This window comes from Aeromonas finlandensis, from assembly GCF_000764645.1.
Classification (GTDB): domain Bacteria; phylum Pseudomonadota; class Gammaproteobacteria; order Enterobacterales; family Aeromonadaceae; genus Aeromonas; species Aeromonas finlandensis.
Genome location: NZ_JRGK01000273.1, coordinates 1 through 15589, shown reverse-complemented (window position 1 = coordinate 15589; position 15589 = coordinate 1). Strand labels below are relative to the sequence as shown.

At 60.2% G+C, this 15589-nt stretch carries 16 protein-coding genes; 8 read left to right on the top strand and 8 right to left on the bottom strand.

What is annotated here, in order from left to right; translation table 11 throughout:
* Positions 1–13 precede the first annotated feature (13 nt).
* The 6 genes from LD28_RS0115670 to LD28_RS0115645 all read right to left on the bottom strand — a co-directional run bounded on the left by LD28_RS0115670 (position 14) and on the right by LD28_RS0115645 (position 4825).
* Complete coding sequence (locus LD28_RS0115670) at positions 14–604, bottom strand: nucleotidyltransferase family protein (RefSeq protein WP_033137876.1); 591 nt, start codon at positions 602–604, stop codon at positions 14–16.
* Positions 591–851, bottom strand: a complete 261-nt coding sequence (locus LD28_RS0115665; protein ID WP_005337747.1) for a GNAT family N-acetyltransferase — start codon at positions 849–851, stop codon at positions 591–593. The genes LD28_RS0115670 and LD28_RS0115665 overlap by 14 nt, the downstream gene beginning before the upstream one ends.
* Before the next feature lie 192 nt (positions 852–1043).
* On the bottom strand, positions 1044–2228 hold the full coding sequence (locus LD28_RS0115660; protein WP_033137875.1) for an iron-containing alcohol dehydrogenase: 1185 nt from the start codon (positions 2226–2228) through the stop codon (positions 1044–1046).
* 18 nt (positions 2229–2246) lie between these two features.
* A complete protein-coding gene (locus tag LD28_RS0115655; protein ID WP_033137874.1) occupies positions 2247–2765 on the bottom strand; it encodes a hypothetical protein in 519 nt (172 codons plus the stop codon).
* Complete coding sequence (locus LD28_RS0115650) at positions 2746–3366, bottom strand: TetR/AcrR family transcriptional regulator (RefSeq protein WP_193354320.1); 621 nt, start codon at positions 3364–3366, stop codon at positions 2746–2748. The genes LD28_RS0115655 and LD28_RS0115650 overlap by 20 nt, the downstream gene beginning before the upstream one ends.
* Positions 3367–3379: 13 nt before the next feature.
* Complete coding sequence (locus tag LD28_RS0115645; protein WP_033137873.1) at positions 3380–4825, bottom strand: coniferyl aldehyde dehydrogenase; 1446 nt, start codon at positions 4823–4825, stop codon at positions 3380–3382.
* Between the two features lie 212 nt (positions 4826–5037).
* Here LD28_RS0115645 and LD28_RS0115640 point away from each other — a divergent pair, with 212 nt between their 5' ends.
* The 3 genes from LD28_RS0115640 to LD28_RS0115630 all read left to right on the top strand — a co-directional run bounded on the left by LD28_RS0115640 (position 5038) and on the right by LD28_RS0115630 (position 6950).
* Entirely contained in the window at positions 5038–5331 is a 294-nt protein-coding gene (locus LD28_RS0115640) for a hypothetical protein (RefSeq protein ID WP_033137872.1), read from the top strand.
* A 208-nt stretch (positions 5332–5539) separates the two neighbouring features.
* A complete protein-coding gene (locus tag LD28_RS0115635) occupies positions 5540–6508 on the top strand; it encodes a nucleoside hydrolase (protein ID WP_033137871.1) in 969 nt (322 codons plus the stop codon).
* 106 nt (positions 6509–6614) lie between these two features.
* The gene (locus tag LD28_RS0115630) at positions 6615–6950 is read left to right on the top strand and encodes a DUF3634 family protein (protein WP_033137870.1); all 336 of its coding nucleotides are present in this window, start codon (positions 6615–6617) and stop codon (positions 6948–6950) included.
* A 97-nt stretch (positions 6951–7047) separates the two neighbouring features.
* Here the strand turns inward: LD28_RS0115630 and LD28_RS0115625 are convergent, their stop codons facing one another.
* Complete coding sequence (locus tag LD28_RS0115625) at positions 7048–8253, bottom strand: c-type cytochrome (protein ID WP_033137869.1); 1206 nt, start codon at positions 8251–8253, stop codon at positions 7048–7050.
* Positions 8250–10175 (bottom strand): NAD(P)-binding protein, encoded by a 1926-nt coding sequence (locus tag LD28_RS0115620; RefSeq protein ID WP_033137868.1) that lies wholly within the window; start codon positions 10173–10175, stop codon positions 8250–8252. The genes LD28_RS0115625 and LD28_RS0115620 overlap by 4 nt, the downstream gene beginning before the upstream one ends.
* Positions 10176–10787: 612 nt before the next feature.
* On the opposite strand from LD28_RS0115620, the gene cyoA reads away from it, so the two are divergent.
* The 5 genes from cyoA to cyoE all read left to right on the top strand — a co-directional run.
* A complete protein-coding gene (cyoA, locus tag LD28_RS0115615) occupies positions 10788–11813 on the top strand; it encodes a cytochrome o ubiquinol oxidase subunit II (RefSeq protein ID WP_081959590.1) in 1026 nt (341 codons plus the stop codon).
* 3 nt (positions 11814–11816) lie between these two features.
* Complete coding sequence (gene cyoB, locus LD28_RS0115610; RefSeq protein WP_033137866.1) at positions 11817–13793, top strand: cytochrome o ubiquinol oxidase subunit I; 1977 nt, start codon at positions 11817–11819, stop codon at positions 13791–13793.
* 4 nt (positions 13794–13797) lie between these two features.
* Positions 13798–14412, top strand: coding sequence for a cytochrome o ubiquinol oxidase subunit III (locus LD28_RS0115605; protein ID WP_033137865.1), 615 nt, complete (start codon positions 13798–13800; stop codon positions 14410–14412).
* Entirely contained in the window at positions 14413–14742 is a 330-nt protein-coding gene (locus LD28_RS0115600; RefSeq protein ID WP_033137864.1) for a cytochrome o ubiquinol oxidase subunit IV, read from the top strand.
* Positions 14743–14753: 11 nt separating this feature from the next.
* Positions 14754–15589, top strand: an 836-nt coding sequence (cyoE, locus tag LD28_RS0115595) for a heme o synthase (RefSeq protein WP_033137863.1), incomplete at its 3' end; no start/stop codon positions are given.

The window sequence follows — 15589 nt, the reverse complement described above, 5'->3', positions numbered from 1 at the left end:
GATTGCAATCAGGTTATGGCCAGTTTACCTGAAGGTCAGGCCAGATAGCCTGCCAGCGTTTCTCCTTGATGCGCTGGGTAAAAATCTGTTTGTCCTGGCGACATCTGGGGTTGGCACTCACTTGCAGCGACCAGTTGATGGTAAAGCCGTAGGGGGCGAGCCACTCGAACTCGCCATTCTGGTTAAGGCGTACGCCGATGCAGGTGGGCACTTCGACCCAATGGCTCAGCGCTTCCAGACTGCTGGCAAACGGTGCGACAAGCTGCCGGGTGTGCATGCGGGCCTGATTGCGCACCTCCCACAGCTGACCCGGCAGCCGCTTTGCCAGCCAGGCTTCATGCTCTGCCTCGGCCAGCCCTTGCGGATCGTGTTTATCGAGATAGATCAGGTCGATGTCGTTGAGCGGGGTGGGCACCGCCTTGTGGTGAAGGTGATCCCAGATGAGGTTGCGGATAAAACCGGCCCCCAGCGCCCAGTCGGGCAGATTGAGCTCGGCGGCGGCTTGCAGGCAGGCCATCCGCTGCGGATCGGCCCGCAGCAGCGCTTCGGTTTTGGCTTGGAATTGTTGTTCGAGGGCGGTGTTCAGAGGTTCAGTTGTTGGCATTGCGGCGTAACCAGACATCAATATAACGGCAGCTCGGCACTATAGTGAGCCCCTCCGCCTGAGTCCAGTTGAAGAAGGCGCGGGCCAGCTGATCGGCAATTCCCTGCACCCGCAGCTCGGGGGGCACGAAGGTGCTGTAGGCGTCGATGGTCTTGGCATCGAGCCGCCGGTAGCGCAGTCTCGACTCTTTACCCTCCACCATGCAGATGAACTGCTGCTGGTTGGCCTGATGAATGATGTCGCTCATGGTGGGCACCTCTGACATAAAGTTGGGTCTCTCGGCACAACATAACTGTTAGCCAAGGTATAGAACAGATAATGAGAGCCCGTGGCCAATATCATCCCCTTTGACATGGGGTTGCGTCGATATCGCGATGCAGAACAAGGTGCCCGACCACCTGTCGGGCACCGCGTGAGTGTCAGCAAAAAGAGGCAGGGATCAGGCCCAGGCACGCTCTAGCAGGGTAAGTAACTGCTCACGATCGGCATCTTTGCGATTGAACAGCATGGCGCCGTCGTTGAGCGCTAGATCGCGTATCTCCCCCAGTAGCGAGCGATCGCTTACCCCAGCCTCGCTCATGGTGCGCGGCAGCTTGACCGCTTGCCACAAGGTATCGCGCAGAGTGCGAATGGCGGTGATGGTCGCCTCGGCCCGCAGGTGGGCCGGGGTGGCGGCAAAGCGCTCTGCCCCCACCAGCGGCAACAGCAGCCGGGCCAACTCGCTATCCACCTCGGGGCGGTTGTAGTCGAGCACGGTGGGCAGGAAGAGGTTCATGCACAGTCCGTGGGGCAGATGGCAGCGGGCTCCCAGACTGTGGCCGAGGGCGTGCACCAGCCCCACCATGGAGTTGGAGAAGGCCATGCCAGCCAGCGTTGAACCCTCCGCCAGTTGCAGCCGCAGCTGTTTGTTTTGCGGGTCGTGGATGATCTGCGGCAGGGCGCTGGCGATCTTCTCCACCGCCATCAGGGCTAGCGCATCGCTCACCGGGTTCTTGGCGGTGCCGATAAAGGCCTCGATGGCGTGGGTCATGGCATCCATGGCGGTGGCGGCGGTGATATTGAGGGGCAGCCCCTGGGTCAGGCGCGGGTCGAGCACCGCCAGCTGGGGCAGCAGGAAGGGGGAGGTGAAGGGCACCTTGCGCCCGCTCGCCTCATCCTTGATCACCGCCACCAGGGTGACTTCTGAGCCGGTCCCCGCCGTGGTCGGCACCACCGCCAGCGGTTTGAGGGGACGGGTCAGGCAACCGGCGCCCGAGTAGTCGAGCAGATGTTCACCACCCATGGAAGTGAGAATATTGACCGCCTTGGCGGTGTCGATCACCGAGCCGCCCCCCAGCGCCACCAGACTGTCGCAGTCGAGCTCGCGGTAGCGTTTGGCGATCCGCTCCACCACTGCGGTGGAGGAGTCGGCAGGTATCTCGTCCCAGATGGCGGCGACCGGCAACTCCCCCTCGGCCAGTACATTGGCCAACAGGGTGCCCAGGCCGGTGGCATTGACCCCCTTGTCGGTCAGCAGCAGCGGGCGACGGGCCCCGAGGCTGGTAAGTTCGCTGGCCAGCTGCTCCAGCGCCTGTTCACCGGCCAGCAGTTTGACCGGGCAGAAGAAATCGTAATAGCGGCTCATTTCAAGGCTCCTTGCGCGTTAGCCGGTCACCAGACCCAGATAGATGTTGCAGGCCCGGCCGAATTTGTTGGTCGGGACGGGATAGTGGCGCAGCAGAGGCCGCGCGATAAAGGCGGGCAGGATCAGGGACTGCATCTGCTCAAGCCCCCGCACCAGCTGCATGGCGACGGTCAGGTCCCCCTCCACCAACAGCCGGTTTTCACCAAACGCCTGATTGACCCCGAGTCGAAAGCTCAGAGTGCGAAAGGCGATATTGGGGTGCTTGAAGCGCACCCGCAGCGGATGGATGGTGGCATGAGGGGCGACTGGCGCGCCGGGATACCAGCGGCCACCTTGCTTGTGCATGTTCATGGCGTAGCCGATGCCGCCCACTTCGAGGCGGATCGCCAGCCCGTCCGGCAAGGGCGCCAATTCGCGGCGTACCGCCTCGTCGGTGCGGGCGGCGCGGCAGAGGGTGCGACCCACCACCCAGAGCAGAGTGGTGATCCAGAGGCGGCGACCAAGGGCGGCCGCAGGTTCAAACATCCGTGTTTGCATGGGGATTGGCTCCTGAGATGGCTGACCAGAAGAGGGCGAACGCACTGGCTTGCCAGTAGTCGTCCTGTCCCAGCTCCGGTTGATCGACAAACAGTGATGCGCAGGCGAGGAACTGGCCCTGACACACCTCCAGCAACAGTGGTGCGGGAGCCTGCATCAGCTCGCCGCTGGCCTGCCCCTTTGCCAGCAGGGCGGGCAGAAAGCGCAGGGCATCGTTCAGGATCTGGCTGCGGGCCGGTCTGGCCAGCAGCGGAGAGTGAAAGAAGCCGAGCACGAATTTGAGTTCATTGGGGTGCGCCAGCATCCACCCCATCGCCAGTTGCCAGTAATGACGGGTCTGGTCGTACAGCGGCAGGGCGGGGTCTGCTTCATGGATGGCGGCTCCCATCCGGGTCTTCACATCCTGATAGAGCTGGAGGATCAGCGCCTCCTTGCTCGGAAAGTGGTGGAACAGGGTGCCGTTGGCTACCCCGGCCGCCTTGGCGATGCGGGCGGTGGCGGCCCCCTGCAGGCCATCTTCGGCGCAGAGGGTGAGGGCGGCATCCAGGATCTGGCGGCGCTTGTCGGTCATGGCTTGTGGTTGCGGCATGGCCTTGCTCATGGGTGGCTCTCCATCAACGCAGGAAGAAAGCCATCATCAGCTTCTGGATCCAGCTGTGGTAGGGCGGATGGATCAGCGAGCCGGTGGTGAACTTGCCGCGGGTCAGCACGGTTTTCGCCTTGGAGAAGGTGAGGAACCCCTCGTGACCGTGGTAGTGGCCCATGCCGGAGGCACCGATGCCGCCGAACGGCACATCGTCGGCAGCAACCTGAAACAGGCTCTCGTTGATGGCCATACCGCCGGAGTGGGTCTCCCGGGTCACCCGCGCCTGCAGCTCGGGGTCGAAGCTCATCAGATAGAGGGCCAGCGGACGAGGCCGCTCCGCCACATAGGCGAGCGCCTCCTCCAGGGTGTCGTAGGGGATGAGCGGCAGCAGCGGGCCGAAGATCTCCTGCTGCATCACCTGACTCTGGCCGGGCACTCCGGTCAGCAGGTGGGGCACCAGCAGGCGTCGCTGGTCGTCGCGGGCCGGGCTGGCACAAGGGTGAAGCTGCGCCCCCGCCTGCTCGGCTTCATCGAGCCAGCTGACGAGGCGCTGATACTGGCGGTCGTTGATGATGGCGCCGTAGTCGGCACTATTGAGCCCCTGCGGGTAGAGCTTGCTGAAGTGGCTGCGATAGGCGGCGATAAAGTTCTCCACCTCGCTGCGGGGCAGCAGCACATAGTCGGGGGCGACGCAGATCTGCCCGGCGTTGAGGCTCTTGCCAAAGATCATCCGCTCGACTGCGGTGGCTACCGGCATGTCGGGGGCGATGAGGCAGGGGCTCTTGCCACCCAGTTCAAGGGTGAGCGGGGTGAGCTGGGGGGCGGCGGCGGCCATCACCAGCTTGCCCACCATGGTGGAGCCGGTAAAGAGCAGGTGATCGAACGGGAGCGAGCTGAACGACGCCGCCATCTGGGCATCCCCTTCGATGATGGCGATCTCGTGCTCGTCAAACACGCTGGTGAGCATGGTGCGCAGCACGGCGTTGGTATGGGGGGTGAACTCGGAGAGTTTCAGCATCGCCCGGTTGCCCGCCGCGATGGCGGTGATGAGGGGGCCAAGGCTCAGCATCACCGGAAAGTTCCACGGCACTATGATGCCAACCACCCCGAGCGGCTGGAAGTGCACCTCTACCCGGGCGGGGGCCAGCAGCAGGCCGGTGTGACGGCGGTGAGGCTGCATCCAGCGCTTGAGCCGCTTCTGGGTGTAGTTGATCTGCATGATGCAGGGCAGCACATCGGCGATCAGGCTGTCGTAGTTGCTGCGCTGGCCATAATCCGCTGCCAGCGCCTTGCACAGTTGCCCCTTGTGGGCGAGCAGCGCCTGCTTGAGTTTGGTCAGCTGCGCCCGGCGCTCGGCCAGAGTGGGCATGGGGTGAGCCAGACTCGCCCGCTTGAGCCGCGCCAGCTGATCCGGCAGGGACAATTTGATGGCGAGGATATCCTCAGGAGTGTGTTGAAGCTGCGCCGCACCCATGTTGTTCTCCGCATGAAAAATGACCGACTGATTAGTCGGTCTAAATCTAGCTGTTTGTTACCGAAATGTAAAGCTGGCAAACTCTCTCCCGCTCACCGCGAGCTGGACGCAAGAGAGAACTGTGTGCCTCCCCACACTTTTGTGGTTTTCTCGTTGGTGACTTATCTAATAAGGGGTAGTTTTTGGCTATTAACCTACATGGAGAGAGCACTATGACCAGGGAACTGAACAGCTTGTTGGCCCGGCTGGAAGATGTGGTTGAGCGGATGCCGGATTGCTTCAACACCTATGAATTTGCCCAGAAGCTGGCACTGCAATATCAACCTGAGTTCTTTGCCGCTGGCCACTCTCTGGCCGAGCACGAGGGCAAGGTGCTGCGGGTGCTGCATCAGAAGATCGCCGAGGCACTGGCGGGTTGTGAGGGGGTGATTGAAGGAGCGCTGCTCCCCTGCGTGACGCCCTGGGGGGAGAAGGCAACCTCACCGCGCTGGCATCGCAAGCACTGAGGGCGCAGGCAGATCAGTGCCAGATAGCAGATAACGAACAACGATAAATGGCGCGGCGCTGGCAACAGGGCCGCGCCGTTTTTTTGCGCATATCGTCAGGAGTGAAGGGAAGCAAAGGCCCGGTGTGTGATCCCATGCCGGGATACGAGGCCGTCAGCCGGGTAGACTCTCCCCTTTGTCGCAGGGTTTGTCACCGTAGGAATTTCTCATGACCCATAAAATTATTCTGGATACCGATCCGGGTATCGACGATGCCATGGCCATCCTGTTTGCCGAGGCGCACCCCGCCATCGATCTGCTCGCCATCACTACCGTTTTTGGTAACGCCACCATCGACAATGGCACCCGCAATGCCCTCTGGCTCAAGCAGAAATATGGCATGAAGGCGGATGTGGCCAAAGGCGCTGCGGCGCCGCTGCTGCGCGAACCGGTCGGCCCCACCACCATCGTTCACGGCCCGAGCGGCTTTGGCGACATGGAGACGGGTGAGGTCACTATCGCCCCGGATCCCCGTCCCGCCTGGCAATACATGGTCGAGGCAGTAAAGGCGGCGCCGGGGGAGATCACCCTCGTCACCATAGGCCCCCTCACCAATCTGGCGCTGGCGCTGCAGCAGGCGCCCGAGATTGTTTCACTGGTGAAACAGGTGGTGGTGATGGGGGGCGCTTTCGGCGTCAATGGCCATCGCGGCAACGTCACCCCCTATGCCGAGGCCAATATTCACGATGATCCCGACGCCGCCGACCGGGTCTTTACCGCCGACTGGCCGGTGGTGATCATCGGGCTGGATGTGACCCAGCAGAGCTTCTTCAGCAGCGCCTATCTGGATGAGCTCAAGGATAAGGCGGGGGAGCCGGGTCGCTTCCTGTGGGATGTCAGCCGCTTCTACCTGCGCTTCTACTCGGAGAAGTTGGGGCTCTCCGGTTGTCACGTCCACGATCCGTCTGCCATCGCCTATGTCATTGACCCGACCCTCTTTACCCTGCGGGAAGGGCCGGTGCGGGTCATCACCAGCGGTCCGGCCATCGGCCACACCCTGCAAAAGTTCGATGGCAAGCGCCACTCCCACGACGGCTGGGCAGAGTTCCGCCCGCAGCAGGTCGGGGTGGCGGTGCGCGATGAAGCCTTGCTGGCGCTCTATCGCGATACCCTGGTGGGCTGGGGCAAGGATTGCTGAGCGAAGAGGCGGTATTGCGCTGACGCGGGGGCTGTGATCGGCGCCAAACAATCGGGGCGTACAGCCGCTTATACTGCCTGATATCAAGACGTTGGGAGGGATGAAGATGGCCTGGATTTCCTTGATTGTGGCGATTGCGCTGATCTGGTGGTTGATGAAGCTGGGGCGTGGCGCCCTGTTCGAGATCCGCCTTGCCCCCGGCAAGGTAGTGGTCAAGCAGGGCAAGGTGTCACCCGCCTTTATTGAGCATGCCAAGCAGATCCTGCGCCACGACACGGTGCGTGGTCGCATTGTGGGGCAGCGCGATGGCGATGGCGTGAAGCTGATCTTCTCCCGCTCCATCCCCGAGCCGGTGGCCCAGCGGTTTCGCAATATCTTCCCCTATGGCGATTACCGCCAGCCCGCGGCGCCGCTGGCTGGCTCCAAACCGCGCAAGGGGTGATCCCTGCTGCAGTTCACCAATAGCAAACGGGCCTCCAGTGGAGGCCCGTTTTTTATGGTGCGGCGCGATGCCATGGTGCTTCGCTGGCGCTGCGGCCTTACTCCTTGCCGTGCAGCTCGCGCTGGGCCTTGACGGCAGCCGCCTTGATGGCGGTGCCTTCATTGCTCCAGGAGGCGCGGAGGGTGTTGACCAGCTCGGCGAGCCGTTCGTCATCCATGGTCCAGCCGTAACCCGGCATGTGGTAGCCGAGATGGCCGCGGGTGACCGGGGTTTCGGCGCCGTGTAGCAGCACGTTGATCAGGCTCGACGGATCGCCCGCCAGCACGGTGCGGTTGTTCACCAGCGAGGGGATGACGTGGTCATTGCCCTGGCCGTTGACCCCGTGACAGGTGGAGCAGTACATGGCGTAGTCCGCCTTGCCGCTGGCACTGGCATAGGCGCGGGCCCCTTTCTCCGCCACCGGCTCATCTTTCAGATCGGTGAGGTAGGTGGCGATGCTAGCCAGATCGGCGTCGCTGAAATACTGGCTGCTGTGAGTGATCACTTCTCCCATGGGACCCGCGACTGCTTCATGCTGGCTGCGGCCGGTTTTCAGCAGATCGATCAGCGCCTGCTTGCTGTAACGGCTGCCGCGAATGTCGGGTGCATACCAGCCATCGAGGGCGGCACCGCTCAGGTAGACGGGATCCGCCTCGGTCAGCGCTTTCTCCTGCATCCCCAATCCGCGCGGGGTGTGGCAGCTGCCGCAGTGACCGGCGCCCTGCACCAGATAGGCGCCGCGGTTCCACTCTTCGCTCTTGCCAGCCACCGGGGTGAAGCGGCTGTCATCGTGATAGACCCAGTTCCAGCCCATCAGCGGCCAGCGCATGTTGAGCGGCCAGGGAATGTCGCTCTCCTTGTTGGCGATGGCCAGCGGCTGCAACTCCTTCATCAGGTAGTGATAGAGATCTTCGAGATCTTTATCGCTCATCTTGGCGTAGGCGGTGTAGGGCATGGCCGGATAGAGCTGATGGCCGTCGCGGGCCACCCCTTCGCGCATCACCTTGATGAACTCCGGCAGGCTGTAGTTGCCGATACCGTGGTTCTTGTCGGGGGTGATGTTGGTGGCAAACACGGTGCCGATGGGGGTCGGGAACCCTTTGCCGCCCGCCAGCGGCTTGCTGGTCTCGCTGGTGTGGCAGGCGGCGCAATCGCCGAGCTTGGCCACGTATTCACCCGCCGACATGGCGGGGGCTGCGTTGGCGGCAAGGGCGGGCAGGGCCAGCAGCAGGGCGCTGGCCGTCAGTGACAGGGCGCGGCTCATTGGGCACCTCCCTTGGTGATGGCTACCAGCTCGTTGACGGCGCGCCACGCTTCGTCGATGGCGGCGTGGGCGTAGGGGCTCCAGCCTGCATCCGAGTTGGCGATGGTGATGTTGCCCACCGGTTGGCGACCCAGCTCAATCCATTTTTCGCACTGCGCCTCGTCATCAAACAGGGTGTTGGTGATGTAGGAGTAGCCGTGGGACCAGCGGTTGACCGTGATGGCGAGGATATCCTGCTCATGGTTGAAACCGGCGCTGCCGAGCATCCCCTGCAGCTGTTCGCGGATCATCTGCTCATGCTGCTCGAACGGCATGCCGAGGATCATGGCTCGCCCCTTGCGGGACTGCTCGCGGGCCGAGAGGCCGCTGCCCGGCAGGGTCGGTACATAGACCATGTGCAGGCACATCGGCTGATCCGGGCTCTTGGGATGCTCGTAGCCACCCAGATTGACCGGATAGTCGAGCTTGACCCGGCTGTAAGGGGCGGCCGGGGAGTAGACCTCGTGCACCCCCAGCTTGACGAAGGCTTGCCAGTTCTTGATCACCACCTTGGTGTAGACCAGCGGCGCCTTGACGTTCTGGCGCAGCGCCTCCTTCTGGGGCTCCGGCATCTCGGGCACCATGTAGGGGATCATCATGTTGTAGCCAGCCATGATTGACTGCTTGGCGCGCACCCGGTGCAGTTTCCCCTCCTTGATGTAGGTGACGTCCACTGCCAGCTTGCCATCGGCGAGGCGCACGTTTTTGGCTTGCAACGCCGTGCTGCCAAGGCGCAGCTGCACCTTGTGCTCCGGCATGTCGAGCTTGCTGTAGTCAAACTTGGCCAGCACCACATCCTGCATGGTGTGACCCGGCGCCACCTGCGGGATTAGCTTGCGCACCATCAGACGGGTGAGGCCGGCGTTGCCATCCGGGAAGTGGAAGATGTAGGGGTCGTCGAGCTCCGCCTGCTCCTCGGCATCGAGGGGGGTCAGGTTGAGGCCATCGAAGCCCGGCAAGGCGCAGAGGCGCGCATCGGCGCAGGCGGTGGCATCGATGCCGACGGCCTGGAAGTCGTTGGTTCGCTGCTGGAAGTAGGTGATGGCACGTTCGCTCAGGCCCACCTTGTCACGCAGGAAGGTGGTGTAGCTGTTGCGGGTCATCCAGAGATCCTGCTCTTCGCGGGTCATGCCGCTCAGGTAGTCAATCTTCGCTTCGTGCAGTGCCAGCAGGGCGGCCTTGTCGGCATCATCCAGCGGGAAGTCGCCGATAAACTCCGCCAGTGGACGGCCGTTCAGACGATCGCGGGGGATGTCGTCCGCCACGTTGTGGCCCGGATCCCCGTTTACTATCTTGTTGACGCCAAAGTGCTTCTCGTCGAAATAGACGCCGCGGCTGAGCCCCAGATCCGGATAGAAGGTCTGCTGGAACCCTTTGGCCAGCGCGTCGATGTTGACCTCCAGCGCCTTGAGCAGCCCCAGCGCCACCGGGCTGTAGACCGAGCGCGGTGATTGCAGGGACTCACTGCCGCCGTAGCCCAGACGCAGGCCATCGGGGGTGGTGAACTCGTTGCGCTTGGCGTGACCGCCAAAGTCGTCGTGGTTATCGAGCAGCAAGATCTTTTTATCCGCGCCGAGCAGTTGCTGATAGAAGCAGGCGGCGGCCAGACCGCTGATCCCGGCGCCGACGATCACCAGATCGTATTCTCCCTCGAGGGGAATATTGGCGAAGTCATACTGCTTGCCGTCGCGGGCGATGCTGTGGGCCGGTTCGAAAGAGCCCGGGTGGTTGCCACGCAGGCCGGTGAGGGCGGGCGGGTAGGCCAGGGTTTTATCCGCCAGCGCGCTGCCGCCTTCGGCCGCCTTGAGCAGATTGATGGGGGCGATGCCTGCCGCAATGGTGATGGCGACACCGTTGAGAAAATCTCTGCGTGTAATACTCATGGCAATCCCTGTTGTATTAAGCGTCAAATGGGAGGTGGGATAAGGTTGAATTCGTGACTGGCTTGGTAACGAAGGGGCGCAACCTAACTATATGTCCAGATGGATCTTTCAGCCTTGATGATAACCTAATTAAGCAAAATGATGAGTTCTGTAATGACTCTGGCTTGAGAAAGTACATTCAATATACCTCTTTGCGAGCGATGGTCCCATCAAATCTATGGGGTTAATTAGCGTTTCGTTTGATTAATTATGGCCCCGGTAGAGTGCTTGTTGATTGTCGGTCTGTTCGGTGGCGGTGCTGAAAAGAGCGCTGATATTTTATAAAAATACCAATTTAGGGGGTATTTTAACCCTGCCAAATACAAGGGTAAACAACCTGTATTTATGTAATCAACAATATTTGGGTTAAATAAATACAGTAGATGATTAGTTTGTCTCTTGATGTTTTTGATAAATAACTTGCTGTCAAGTTATTAACATGTCTCACCGGTTTGTTTCAAATCGCACACAAGTTGTGGATTAATTTTTCATGTTGTTCACGCCCACTTTCGCGGCGCAATATATGATGCGTTTTTATTGCAACTTTACGCCTTGCGAAGATGAGGACACGGCATGAGACCTGATGTAAAAAGGGGCTTGGGCGCCTTGCTGTTGCTCGCGACAACTGGCTTGCTCAGTGGTTGTGACATGGCTCTAATGAGCCCAAAAGGGCAGATTGGTCTGGAACAGAAATCACTGATATTAACGGCCATCGGGCTGATGTTAATTGTAGTGATCCCTGTGATTATTATGGCGGTGGTATTTTCTCGTAAATACAGAGCATCCAATACCAACGCCAAATATACCCCGGATTGGTCTCACTCCAACAAGATTGAAGCGGTCGTCTGGACCATCCCCGTTATTATTGTCGCCATCCTGGCGGTCATTACCTGGAAAACAGCCCACTCGCTGGACCCTTATAAACCGCTGGAATCAGATGTCAAACCGATTCAGGTCGATGTTATTTCCCTCGACTGGAAGTGGTTGTTTGTCTATCCGGAACTGGGTATCGCCTCCGTCAATGAACTGGCCTTCCCGGTCAATACCCCGGTCAATTTCCGGGTGACCTCAGACACAGTGATGAACTCCTTCTTTATTCCCCAGCTGGGGGGGCAGATTTACGCCATGGCTGGCATGCAGACCAAGTTGCATCTCATTGCCAATGAGGCGGGCCAGTACAAGGGGATCTCCGGCAGTTACAGCGGCGCCGGTTTCTCTGGCATGAAGTTCCAGGCTATCGCTACGCGGGATCAGGACGACTTCGATGCCTGGGTCGCCAAGGTGAAACAGTCACCCAATATGCTCACCACCATGGCTGAGTTCGAGGCCCTGGCCAAGCAGAGTCAGAACAACCCGGTGGCGTATTTTGCCAGTGCCGACCCGGCCCTGTTCGTCAATGTGATCAACAAGTTCATGGGTGACATGAAACCGGGTGAGCACCAGGGGATGGCGCACGAGGGGGCCATGCAGCATGGCGATGCCATGGATCATCAAGCAATGGACCATGACAAGATGACCCATGATGCACCAATGGATCATGCCGGGCATATGGCCATGCCGATGGATGACAAGAGTGTAAAAGCAGGATCCGAGGAATAATTGATGTTTGGAAAATTAACGCTCGACGCTATTCCGTACCATGAACCCATCATCATGGTGACGGTGGCCGGAATCATTCTGGGGGGGCTGGCTGTCGCCGGTCTCATCACCTATTTCGGCAAGTGGCAGTATCTGTGGAAAGAGTGGTTCACCTCTGTGGATCACAAGCGTCTCGGTATCATGTATCTCATCTTGGGGATGGTGATGCTGCTGCGCGGCTTTGCCGATGCGGTCATGATGCGTACCCAGCAGGTGATGGCCTCAGCCGGTGGTGAAGGCATATTGCCACCCCATCACTACGACCAGATCTTCACCGCCCATGGCGTCATTATGATCTTCTTCGTGGCCATGCCACTGGTGATCGGTCTGATGAACATAGTGGTGCCGCTGCAGATCGGTGCCCGTGACGTGGCTTTCCCCTTCCTCAACAACCTGAGCTTCTGGTTTACCGCCGCTGCCGTGGTGCTGATCAACGTCTCCCTCGGGGTCGGTGAATTTGCCCAGACCGGCTGGCTGGCCTATCCGCCCTTGTCGGGCAAGGAGTTCAGTCCCGGGGTCGGGGTCGATTACTGGATCTGGAGTCTGCAGATCTCGGGGTTGGGTACCCTGCTGACCGGCGTCAACTTTTTTGCCACCATCATCAGGATGCGTGCCCCCGGCATGACCATGATGCGGTTGCCGGTGTTCACCTGGACCGCGCTGTGTGCCAACATTTTGATCATCGCCTCCTTCCCGATCCTGACCGTCACCATCGCCCTGCTCACCGCAGACCGTTACCTCGGCACCCATTTCTTTACCAATGACATGGGTGGCAACATGATGATGTACATCAACCTGATCTGGGCCTGGGGTCACCCCGAGGTGTATATCCTGGTGCTGCCGGTGTTCGGGATCTTCTCCGAAGTGGTGGCGACCTTCTGCAAGAAGAAGCTGTTCGGCTACACCTCGCTGGTGTGGGCGACCGTGGCCATTACCGTGCTCTCCTTCATCGTCTGGCTGCACCACTTCTTCACCATGGGATCGGGCGCCAACGTGAATGCCTTCTTCGGCATCACCACCATGATCATCTCCATCCCGACCGGGGTGAAGATCTTCAACTGGCTGTTCACCATGTATCGCGGCCGCATCGAGTTCACCTCACCCATGCTGTGGACCGTCGGCTTCATCATCACCTTCTCCGTGGGTGGCATGACCGGGGTACTGCTCTCGGTGCCAGCGGCCAACTTCGTGCTGCATAACAGCCTGTTCCTGATTGCCCACTTCCACAACGTCATCATCGGCGGCGTGGTGTTCGGTTGCTTCGCCGGTATCACCTACTGGTTCCCGAAAGCGTTCGGCTTCAAGCTCAACGATGTGTGGGGCAAGCGTGCCTTCTGGTTCTGGATCACCGGTTTCTTCGTGGCCTTCATGCCGCTCTACGTGCTGGGCTTTATGGGTATGACCCGTCGGGTCAGTCAAAACATAGATCCCGAGTTCCACGGCTGGCTGGTGGTGGCTGCCTGCGGTGCTGGCCTGATTGCCATCGGCGTCCTGTGCCAGGTGATCCAGGTTGTGGTCAGTATTCGTGACCGCGAGCAGAACCGCGATCTGACGGGCGATCCCTGGGGTGGCCGAACCCTTGAGTGGTCTACCTCTTCACCGCCGCCCTTCTACAACTTCGCCATCGAGCCGAAGATCACCGGTCTGGATGCCTTCTGGGAAGCCAAGCAGGATGGTTCTGCCTATCAGCAACCCAAACACTATGACCCGATCCACATGCCGAAAAACTCCGGTGCCGGGGTCATTATCGCTGCCTTCAGCGTGGTGTTCGGTTTTGCCATGATCTGGCACATCTGGTGGATGGCCATCGCCGGCTTCGTCGGCATGATTGCCAGCTGGATCATCCACAGCTTCAACGACGACGTGGACTACTACGTGCAGGTTGACGAGATCGAGCGGATCGAGCGTCAGCATTTTGAAAATATCAACAAGGTGGCTTAATTCCATGGCGACTGACGTTCTACATCACACCCACGGTGCCCATGACGATCATGGGCACCATGATGCCGGTGCCACCAAGGTGTTCGGTTTCTGGATCTACCTGATGAGTGACTGCATCCTGTTTGCGACCCTGTTCGCAACCTATGCGGTCCTGGTCAACGGCACCGCCGGTGGCCCGAGCGGCAAGGAGATCTTCGAACTGCCGTTCGTGTTTGGCGAAACCATGCTGCTGCTGCTGAGCTCCATCACCTTCGGGTTCGGCATGCTGGCCATGAACAAGAACAAGGTCTCCGCGGTCAACAGCTGGCTGCTGGTGACCTTCCTGCTGGGTGCCGGCTTTATCGCGATGGAGATCTACGAGTTCCATCACCTGATCGCCGAAGGCTATGGTCCGGATCGCAGCGCTTTCCTCTCCGCCTTCTTCACCCTGGTCGGTACCCACGGGATCCACGTGACCAGCGGCCTTATCTGGATCATCGTGATGATGGTGCTGGTGAGCAAGAAGGGGCTGACCGAGCGCAACCGTACCCGCCTGATGTGCCTGAGCCTGTTCTGGCACTTCCTCGACGTGGTGTGGATCTGCGTCTTTACCGTGGTCTATCTGATGGGGGCAATGTAAATGAGTCATTCCGTTGACAATCACGGCGCCAGCCACGGCAGCGCCAAGAGCTATCTGACCGGTTTCGTGCTGTCGGTCATTCTGACCGCGATCCCGTTCTGGATGGTGATGGACGGCTCTGCCTCCCACGGGACCGTGCTGGCCACTGTGGTCGGCATGGCGGTGGTGCAGATCTTCGTCCATCTGGTCTACTTCCTGCACATGAACACCTCGTCCGAAGAGCGCTGGAACCTGGTGGCACTGGTCTTTACCGTGCTCATCATCGCCATCGTGATCGTGGGCTCCCTGTGGATCATGTACAACCTCAACATCAACATGATGGTCCACTGAGCAGGCTGGCAATGATGATGAAGCAATACCTGCAAGTGACCAAGCCGGGCATCATCTTCGGTAACCTCATCTCGGTTATCGGGGGATTCCTGCTGGCCTCCAAGGGGAGCATGGACTTGCCCCTGTTCATTCTGACCATGGCCGGTGTATCACTGGTGGTCGCCTCCGGTTGCGTGTTCAACAACTACATCGACCGGGACATCGACTGCATCATGGAGCGCACCAAGAACCGTGCTCTGGTGAAGGGGCTGATCGCCCCTGGCGTATCGCTCTGGTACGCCACGGCGCTCGGCATTGCGGGCATTGCACTGCTCTACTTTGCGGCCAATCCGTTGGCCGCCCTGCTGGCAGTGCTGGGCTTCCTGGTTTATGTGGGGGTTTACAGTCTCTACATGAAGCGTCACTCGGTTTACGGCACCCTGGTTGGCAGCCTCTCCGGCGCGGCGCCACCGGTCATCGGCTACTGTGCGGTGAGCGGTCAGTTCGACTCAGGGGCGCTGATCCTGCTGGCGATCTTCAGCCTGTGGCAGATGCCGCACTCCTATGCGATCGCCATCTTCCGCTTCAAGGATTATCAGGCCGCCAACATCCCGGTGTTGCCGGTGGTGAAGGGGATCCCGGTGGCCAAGCTCCATATCACCCTCTACATCCTGGCCTTTATGGTGCCGACCCTGATGCTGTTCCTCGGCGGTTATGCCGGTTACAAGTATCTGATCGTGGCCACCGCGGTCAGCGTCTGGTGGCTGGGGATGGCGCTGTCTGGCTACAAGCAGGTGGTGGATGATGCACTCTGGGCCCGCAAGCTGTTCATGTTCTCCATCGTCACCATCACTTGTCTCAGCGTGAT

Coding starts and splice junctions, on each gene's coding strand:
- LD28_RS0115645 (WP_033137873.1), bottom strand. CDS start 4,825: ATGGGTGCGGCGCAGCTTCAACACACTCCTGAGGATATCCTCGCCATC.
- LD28_RS0115630 (WP_033137870.1), top strand. CDS start 6,615: ATGGCCTGGATTTCCTTGATTGTGGCGATTGCGCTGATCTGGTGGTTG.
- LD28_RS0115600 (WP_033137864.1), top strand. CDS start 14,413: ATGAGTCATTCCGTTGACAATCACGGCGCCAGCCACGGCAGCGCCAAG.
- LD28_RS0115620 (WP_033137868.1), bottom strand. CDS start 10,175: ATGAGTATTACACGCAGAGATTTTCTCAACGGTGTCGCCATCACCATT.
- LD28_RS0115605 (WP_033137865.1), top strand. CDS start 13,798: ATGGCGACTGACGTTCTACATCACACCCACGGTGCCCATGACGATCAT.
- cyoA (WP_081959590.1), top strand. CDS start 10,788: ATGAGACCTGATGTAAAAAGGGGCTTGGGCGCCTTGCTGTTGCTCGCG.
- LD28_RS0115650 (WP_193354320.1), bottom strand. CDS start 3,366: ATGAGCAAGGCCATGCCGCAACCACAAGCCATGACCGACAAGCGCCGC.
- LD28_RS0115670 (WP_033137876.1), bottom strand. CDS start 604: ATGCCAACAACTGAACCTCTGAACACCGCCCTCGAACAACAATTCCAA.
- cyoB (WP_033137866.1), top strand. CDS start 11,817: ATGTTTGGAAAATTAACGCTCGACGCTATTCCGTACCATGAACCCATC.
- LD28_RS0115660 (WP_033137875.1), bottom strand. CDS start 2,228: ATGAGCCGCTATTACGATTTCTTCTGCCCGGTCAAACTGCTGGCCGGT.
- LD28_RS0115625 (WP_033137869.1), bottom strand. CDS start 8,253: ATGAGCCGCGCCCTGTCACTGACGGCCAGCGCCCTGCTGCTGGCCCTG.
- LD28_RS0115640 (WP_033137872.1), top strand. CDS start 5,038: ATGACCAGGGAACTGAACAGCTTGTTGGCCCGGCTGGAAGATGTGGTT.
- LD28_RS0115635 (WP_033137871.1), top strand. CDS start 5,540: ATGACCCATAAAATTATTCTGGATACCGATCCGGGTATCGACGATGCC.
- LD28_RS0115655 (WP_033137874.1), bottom strand. CDS start 2,765: ATGCAAACACGGATGTTTGAACCTGCGGCCGCCCTTGGTCGCCGCCTC.
- LD28_RS0115665 (WP_005337747.1), bottom strand. CDS start 851: ATGAGCGACATCATTCATCAGGCCAACCAGCAGCAGTTCATCTGCATG.